Genomic DNA, 7039 nt, shown 5'->3' on the forward strand with positions numbered 1-7039 from the left:
GAAGTGCTGGCCATGGTCAACCAGCCGACCTACAACCCCAACAACCGCCGCACCATGCTGCCGGCGGCCATGCGTAACCGTGCGATCATCGACGTGTTCGAGCCGGGCTCAACCATGAAGCCGATCTCCATGAGCGCGGCATTGGAAACCGGTCGCTGGAAACCCAGCGACAAGGTCGACGTGTACCCAGGCACGCTGCAGATCGGTCGCTACACCATCAAGGACGTGACCAAGACCGAAGGTCCGGTGCTTGACCTGACCGGGATTCTGATCAACTCCAGTAACGTGGGCATGAGCAAGGTGGCCTTCGACATTGGCGGCGAGAGCATCTATCGCGTCATGTCCGCGGTCGGCCTGGGTCAGTACACCGGCCTGGGCTTCCCGGGCGAGCGCGTCGGCAACCTGCCCAACCACCGTGAATGGCGCAAGGCCGAGACCGCCACGCTGTCCTACGGCTACGGCCTGTCGGTGACGGCGCTGCAATTGGTGCACGCCTATGCGGCCATCGCCAACAACGGCCGTATCGTGCCTCTGACCATTCTCAAGAGCGACCAGCCGCCGACCGCGGCGCAGGTGATTCCCGAGAAGGTCGCCAAGACCGTGCAAGGCATGCTCCAGCAAGTCATCGAAGACACCCGCGGCGTGTATCGCGCGCGGGTGCCTTCGTATCACGTGGCGGGCAAGTCGGGTACCGCGCGCAAGGCCACCATTGGCTCGCGCGGCTACACCGAGAATGCCTACCGCTCGCTGTTCGCAGGCTTCGGCCCGATGAGCGACCCACGCTACGCGATCGTTGTGGTGATCGACGAACCGAGCAAGGGCGGCTACTACGGTGGCCTGGTCAGCGCCCCGGTCTTCAGCAAGGTGATGTCCGGCACGCTGCGCCTGATGAACGTGCAACCTGACAACCTGCCGCCGCCGGTGCCGCAGCAGCAGGTCAACGCCGCACCGGCGACCCCATTGATAAAAGGAGGGCGCGGCTGATGACCATGCCCCTGAGCAAGCTTTTTTCCGAAGCCAGCCGCGATCCGATGATTCGCGAGCTGACCCTGGACAGCCGCAACGTGCGTCCGGGCGATCTGTTTCTGGCCGTACCCGGCAGCAAGGTCGATGGCCGAGCGCACATCACCGATGCCCTCAAGCTGGGTGCCGCCGCCGTGGCCTATGAAGTGGAAGGCGCTACCGTGCTGCCGCTCACCGATGTGCCTCTGATTCCGGTAAAAGGGCTGATCGCGCAGTTGTCGAGCATCGCTGGGCGCTTCTATGGCGAGCCGAGCCGCTCGGTGAACATGGTCGGCGTGACCGGTACCAATGGCAAGACCAGCATCACCCAGTTGGTGGCTCAGGCGCTCGACGCCCTGGGCGAGCATTGCGGCCTGATCGGTACCCTGGGCACCGGTTTCTACGGCGCTTTGCAGAGCGGTCGACTGACCACCCCCGATCCGATCGCCGTGCAATCCACACTGTACGATCTGAAGAAGGGCGGCGCGCATGCCGTGGCCATGGAGGTGTCGTCGCACGCGCTGGATCAGGGCCGCGTGGCCGCGCTGGATTTCGACATCGCCGTGCTGAGCAACCTGTCCCGTGACCATCTGGATTACCACGGCAGCATGCAGGCCTACGCAGAAGCCAAGGCCCGACTGTTCGCCTGGCCGAGCCTGAAGTGCCGCGTGCTGAATCTGGACGATGCGTTCGGTCGCGAATTGACCGAGCAGGATCACGAGTCGCGGCTGATCACCTACAGCCTCAGCGACAGCAGCGCGACCTTGTACTGCCGCGACGCGCAATTCGATGACCACGGTGTGCGCGCCACGCTGGTGACCTCACACGGTGAATACAGCCTGCGCAGCAGCCTGCTCGGGCGCTTCAATCTGAGCAACGTACTGGCTGCAGTCGGTGCCCTGATGGGCATGGAATACCCGCTGGACGACGTGCTCAAGGTGATGCGCCAGGTGCAGGGACCGCAAGGCCGCATGCAGCGTCTGGGCGGCGGCGACAAGCCCCTGGTGGTGGTCGACTACGCGCACACGCCCGATGCCCTGGACCAGGTCCTGCAGGCCTTGCGGCCCCACGCCAAGGGCCAGTTGCTGTGTCTTTTCGGCTGTGGCGGCGACCGCGACAGTGGCAAGCGTCCGTTGATGGCCGAAGTTGCCGAGCGCCTGGCCGACCGCGTGCTGGTCACCGACGACAACCCTCGCAGCGAAGATCCACTGCGCATCTTCGACGACATTCGTGCCGGCTTTTCCAGTGCGGCCAACGCGACCTTCGTGGCGGGTCGTGCAGCCGCCATCGCTCAACTGATCGATTCGGCTTCGGTCGACGATGTCATCGTGTTGGCTGGCAAGGGCCATGAAGACTATCAGGAGATCAACGGCGAGCGTCATGCGTTCTCCGACCTGCAGCAGGCCGAGCAGGCTCTGGCTGCATGGGGGGCGGCCGATGCTTGACGCCATGACGCTCAGCCAACTGGCAGACACTCTGCACGGCCGTGTGCCGGGTGACGACGCGCGCTTCGACGGTGTCAGTATCGACAGTCGGGCCATCGCTGCAGGCGATCTGTTCGTCGCATTGGTCGGCCCTCGTTTCGATGGTCACGACTATCTGGACGACGTCGCCGCCAAGGGTGCGGTAGCCGCGCTGGTGCAGCGCGAAGTTCCAGGCTCCACACTGCCGCAGTTGGTCGTGGCCGACACTCGCCTGGCGCTGGGCCAGCTCGGCGCACTGAACCGCGCCGCGTTCACTCGCCCCGTGGCTGCCATCACCGGTTCGAGCGGCAAGACCACGGTCAAGGAAATGCTTGCCAGCATTCTGCGGACTCAAGGCCCGGTGCTGGCCACCCGTGGCAATCTGAACAATGACCTGGGCGCACCGCTGACCTTGCTCGAACTGGCGCCACAGCACACTGCGGCAGTGATCGAGCTGGGTGCATCGCGGGTGGGCGAAATCGCTTACACCGTCGGTCTGACCCGTCCACACGTGGCGCTCATCACCAACGCCGGCACCGCCCATGTCGGCGAGTTCGGCGGTCCGGACAAGATCGTCGAGGCCAAGGGCGAGATCCTCGAAGGCCTGGGCGAGGGTGGCAAGGCCGTGCTCAACCTCGACGACAAGGCTTTCCCGATCTGGCAGGCACGCGCCGGTCAGCATGCCGTGCTGACGTTCTCGCTGGACAACGCCGTGGCGGATTTTCATTCCAGTGCCCGGCACAGTGATGCCCGTGGTTGCCCGTCCTTCACCCTGCACGGGCCGGAAGGCGAAGTGTTCGTCCAGCTCAATTTGCTCGGCACCCACAACGTGCTCAACGCCCTGGCGGCAGCGGCGGCTGCGCAGGCTCTGGGCGTGACGCTGGCCGGCATTCAGACGGGCCTGAATGCGGTGCAGCCGGTCAAGGGCCGCACGGTCGCGCAGCTCGCCCTCAACGGCGCGCGGGTCATCGACGACACCTACAACGCAAATCCCACCTCGATGTGCGCGGCAATCGATATACTCGCCGGCTTTTCCGGGCGCACCGTCCTGGTCCTCGGAGATATCGGCGAACTGGGCGCCTGGGCCGAAGCCGGCCATTGCCAGGTAGGTGAATATGCCGTCGGCAAGGTCGACGCGCTGTACGCGGTCGGTCCATTGATGCGCCACGCGGTGACCGCGTTCGGTGCTCAGGGGCAGCACTTCGCCAATCAGGCAGACCTGATCGCGGCGCTGGCCGCCGAGCAGGGTTCCAATACCACTATTTTGATCAAGGGATCACGCAGCGCGGCGATGGAAAACATCGTGGTGGCGCTGTTTGGTTCTGGCGGGGAGAAACACTGATGTTGCTGCTGCTGGCAGAATTTCTGCAACAGTTCTATAAAGGCTTCGCGGTCTTTCAGTACCTGACCCTGCGCGGGATTCTGGGTGTACTGACCGCGCTGTCGCTGGCCCTCTGGCTGGGCCCCTGGATGATCCGCACCCTGCAGATTCGTCAGATTGGCCAGGCGGTACGCAACGATGGTCCGCAATCGCACCTGTCCAAGTCCGGTACGCCGACCATGGGCGGCGCCCTGATTCTCTCGGCCATCGCCATCAGCACCCTGCTGTGGGCTGACCTGTCCAACCGCTATGTCTGGGTCGTGCTCATCGTCACCCTGCTGTTCGGCGGCATCGGCTGGGTGGACGACTATCGCAAGGTGATCGAGAAGAACTCCCGCGGCCTGCCCAGCCGCTGGAAATATTTCTGGCAGTCGGTGTTCGGCCTGGGGGCTGCGGTGTTTCTGTTCATGACCGCCAATAGCCCGGTGGAAACCACCCTGATCATCCCGATGCTCAAGGACGCCAGCATTCCGCTGGGTGCCGGGTTCATCGTGCTGACCTACCTCGTCATCGTCGGTTCCAGCAACGCGGTCAACCTCACCGACGGCCTCGACGGCCTGGCGATCCTGCCGACGGTGATGGTCGGCGGCGCCCTGGGGATTTTCTGCTACCTGTCGGGCAACGTTAAATTCGCCGAATACCTGTTGATTCCCTATGTGCCAGGTGCAGGTGAGCTGATCGTCTTCTGCGGCGCCCTGATCGGCGCCGGCCTGGGTTTCTTGTGGTTCAACACCTACCCGGCCCAGGTGTTCATGGGTGACGTCGGCGCGCTGGCGCTGGGCGCCGCCCTGGGCACCATCGCGGTGATCGTGCGTCAGGAGATCGTTTTGTTCATCATGGGCGGCATCTTCGTCGTCGAGACGCTATCGGTGGTGATCCAGGTCGCCTCGTTCAAGCTCACCGGTCGCCGTGTGTTCCGCATGGCGCCGATTCACCACCATTTCGAACTCAAGGGCTGGCCCGAACCGCGGGTCATCGTACGCTTCTGGATCATCACCGTGATTCTGGTGCTGATCGGCCTTGCCACCCTGAAGCTGAGGTAGAACGAGTGTCTCTGATCGCTTCTTCCCACTTCCGCATCGTTGTCGGCCTCGGCAAGAGCGGCATGTCCCTGGTGCGCTTCCTCGCGCGTCAGGGCGTGGCGTTTGCCGTGGCCGATACACGCGAAGCGCCGCCGGAACTGGCGACGCTGCGTCGCGACTATCCGCAGGTGGAAGTCCGTTGCGGTGAGCTGGACGTGGAATTCCTTTGCCGCGCCGATGAGCTCTATGTGAGCCCCGGTCTGGCACTGGCGACTCCCGCCCTGCAGCAGGCAGCGGCGCGAGGCGTGCACCTGTCCGGCGATATCGACCTGTTTGCCCGTCATGCCAAGGCCCCGATCGTGGCGATCACCGGCTCCAACGCCAAAAGCACCGTGACCACGCTGGTGGGCGAAATGGCCGCTGCGGCCGGCAAGCGTGTGGCGGTGGGCGGCAACCTGGGCCAGCCAGCGCTCGATCTGCTCGATGACGACGTCGAGCTGTACGTGCTGGAACTGTCGAGCTTTCAGCTGGAAACCACCCATCAGCTCAATGCCGAAGTGGCTACGGTGCTCAACGTCAGCGAAGACCACATGGATCGCTACAGCGGGCTGCCGGCCTATCACCTGGCCAAGCATCGGATTTTCCGCGGCGCCCGCAAGGTCGTGTTCAATCGTCAGGATGCCCTGAGCCGGCCGCTGATCGGCGAGGGCATGCCGTGCTGGACGTTCGGCCTGAACAAGCCGGACTTCAAGGCTTTCGGCCTGCGCGAGGAAGGCGGGCAGAAGTACCTGGCCTACGAGTTCGAGAACCTGATGCCGGTCAGCGAACTCAAGGTCCGTGGCGCGCACAACCAGGCCAATGCCCTGGCTGCGCTCGCCCTGGGACACGCGGTGGGTCTGCCGTTCGACGCCATGCTGGCCAGCCTGCGTGAATTCACCGGGCTCACGCACCGCTGCCAGTGGCTGCGCGAGCGCGATGGCGTGGCCTGGTACGACGATTCCAAGGCGACCAACGTCGGTGCTGCGATTGCCGCCATCGAAGGGTTGGGCGCCGATATCGAAGGCCAGCTTGTGCTGATCGCAGGCGGCGACGGCAAGGGCGCCGATTTCACCGCGCTCGGCCAGCCTATCCAGCGTCATTGCCGTGCTCTGGTACTGCTGGGTCGCGATGCCGGCCGTATTGCGGCCGTTGTCGGGCCAAGCGTTGCCCAGGTCAACGTCGCCTCGATCGAGGAAGCGGTTCAGCGCTGCGCCGAACTGGCCCGGCCCGGTGATGCCGTGCTGCTCTCACCGGCCTGCGCGAGTCTGGACATGTTCAAGAATTATGAAGAACGCGGGCGACTGTTCGCCCATGCCGTAGAGGGCTTGTCATGATCTTTGGTGTCATCAAGCCATTCCCCTCGCCGCTGATCAGCGGTCGCGGGATCGATATCGACTTCGCCATGCTGGCCGGTTGCCTGGCGCTGCTGGGCCTCGGTCTGGTCATGATCACCTCGGCTTCTTCGGAAGTGGCGGCGGTCAACTCGGGCAACTCGTTGTCGATGATGATTCGCCACCTTGTGTATCTGGTGATCGGTATCGGCACCTGCATCGTCACCATGATGGTGCCTATCGCTACCTGGCAGCGCATAGGCGGTACGCTGCTGATCGCTGCATTCGGCTTGCTGGTGATGGTGCTGCTGCCCGGCATCGGTCGCGAAGTGAACGGGTCCATGCGCTGGATCGGCTTCGGCATGTTCAACGTCCAGCCTTCGGAAATCGCCAAGGTGTTCGTGGTGATCTTCCTGGCAGGCTATCTGGTGCGTCGTCAGCAGGAAGTGCGCGACAGCTGGATGGGCTTCTTCAAGCCGTTCTTCGTGTTGCTGCCGATGGCTGGACTGCTGCTGATGGAGCCTGACTTCGGCGCCACGGTGGTGATGATGGGTGCCGCAGCCGCAATGCTGTTCCTGGGTGGTGTGGGTCTGTTCCGTTTCGCCCTGATGGTGGCCTTGGCGGTGGGTGCGGTGTTCGTGCTGGTTCAGGCCCAACCGTATCGCATGGCGCGTCTGATCACCTTCACCGACCCGTGGAGCGACCAGTTCGGCTCCGGTTATCAATTGACCCAGGCGCTGATCGCCTTCGGTCGTGGCCAGTGGTTCGGCGTTGGGCTGGGCAACAGCGTGCAGAAGCAGT

General features: G+C 64.0%; 6 protein-coding genes. All 6 read left to right on the plus strand.

Annotation, left to right across the window (positions count from 1 at the left end):
• The coding region (locus tag B2V21_RS19050; RefSeq protein ID WP_286917702.1) for a peptidoglycan D,D-transpeptidase FtsI family protein at window positions 1-984 on the plus strand (984 nt) is incomplete at its 5' end.
• The gene (locus B2V21_RS19055; RefSeq protein WP_286917703.1) at window positions 984-2447 is read left to right on the plus strand and encodes a UDP-N-acetylmuramoyl-L-alanyl-D-glutamate--2,6-diaminopimelate ligase; all 1464 of its coding nucleotides are present in this window, start codon (window positions 984-986) and stop codon (window positions 2445-2447) included. The genes B2V21_RS19050 and B2V21_RS19055, both read left to right, overlap by 1 nt.
• A complete protein-coding gene (locus B2V21_RS19060; protein ID WP_286917704.1) occupies window positions 2440-3807 on the plus strand; it encodes a UDP-N-acetylmuramoyl-tripeptide--D-alanyl-D-alanine ligase in 1368 nt (455 codons plus the stop codon). Before B2V21_RS19055 ends, B2V21_RS19060 begins: the two co-directional genes overlap by 8 nt.
• Window positions 3807-4889, plus strand: coding sequence for a phospho-N-acetylmuramoyl-pentapeptide-transferase (gene mraY / locus B2V21_RS19065; RefSeq protein ID WP_286917705.1), 1083 nt, complete (start codon window positions 3807-3809; stop codon window positions 4887-4889). The genes B2V21_RS19060 and mraY overlap by 1 nt, the downstream gene beginning before the upstream one ends.
• A 5-nt stretch (window positions 4890-4894) precedes the next feature.
• A complete protein-coding gene (murD, locus tag B2V21_RS19070) occupies window positions 4895-6241 on the plus strand; it encodes a UDP-N-acetylmuramoyl-L-alanine--D-glutamate ligase (RefSeq protein WP_286917706.1) in 1347 nt (448 codons plus the stop codon).
• On the plus strand, window positions 6238-7039 hold an 802-nt coding region (locus tag B2V21_RS19075; RefSeq protein ID WP_414708431.1), incomplete at its 3' end, for an FtsW/RodA/SpoVE family cell cycle protein. The genes murD and B2V21_RS19075, both read left to right, overlap by 4 nt.

It is taken from the genome of Pseudomonas sp. UBA6276 (genome assembly GCF_002438365.1).
GTDB lineage: Bacteria > Pseudomonadota > Gammaproteobacteria > Pseudomonadales > Pseudomonadaceae > Aquipseudomonas > Aquipseudomonas coleopterorum.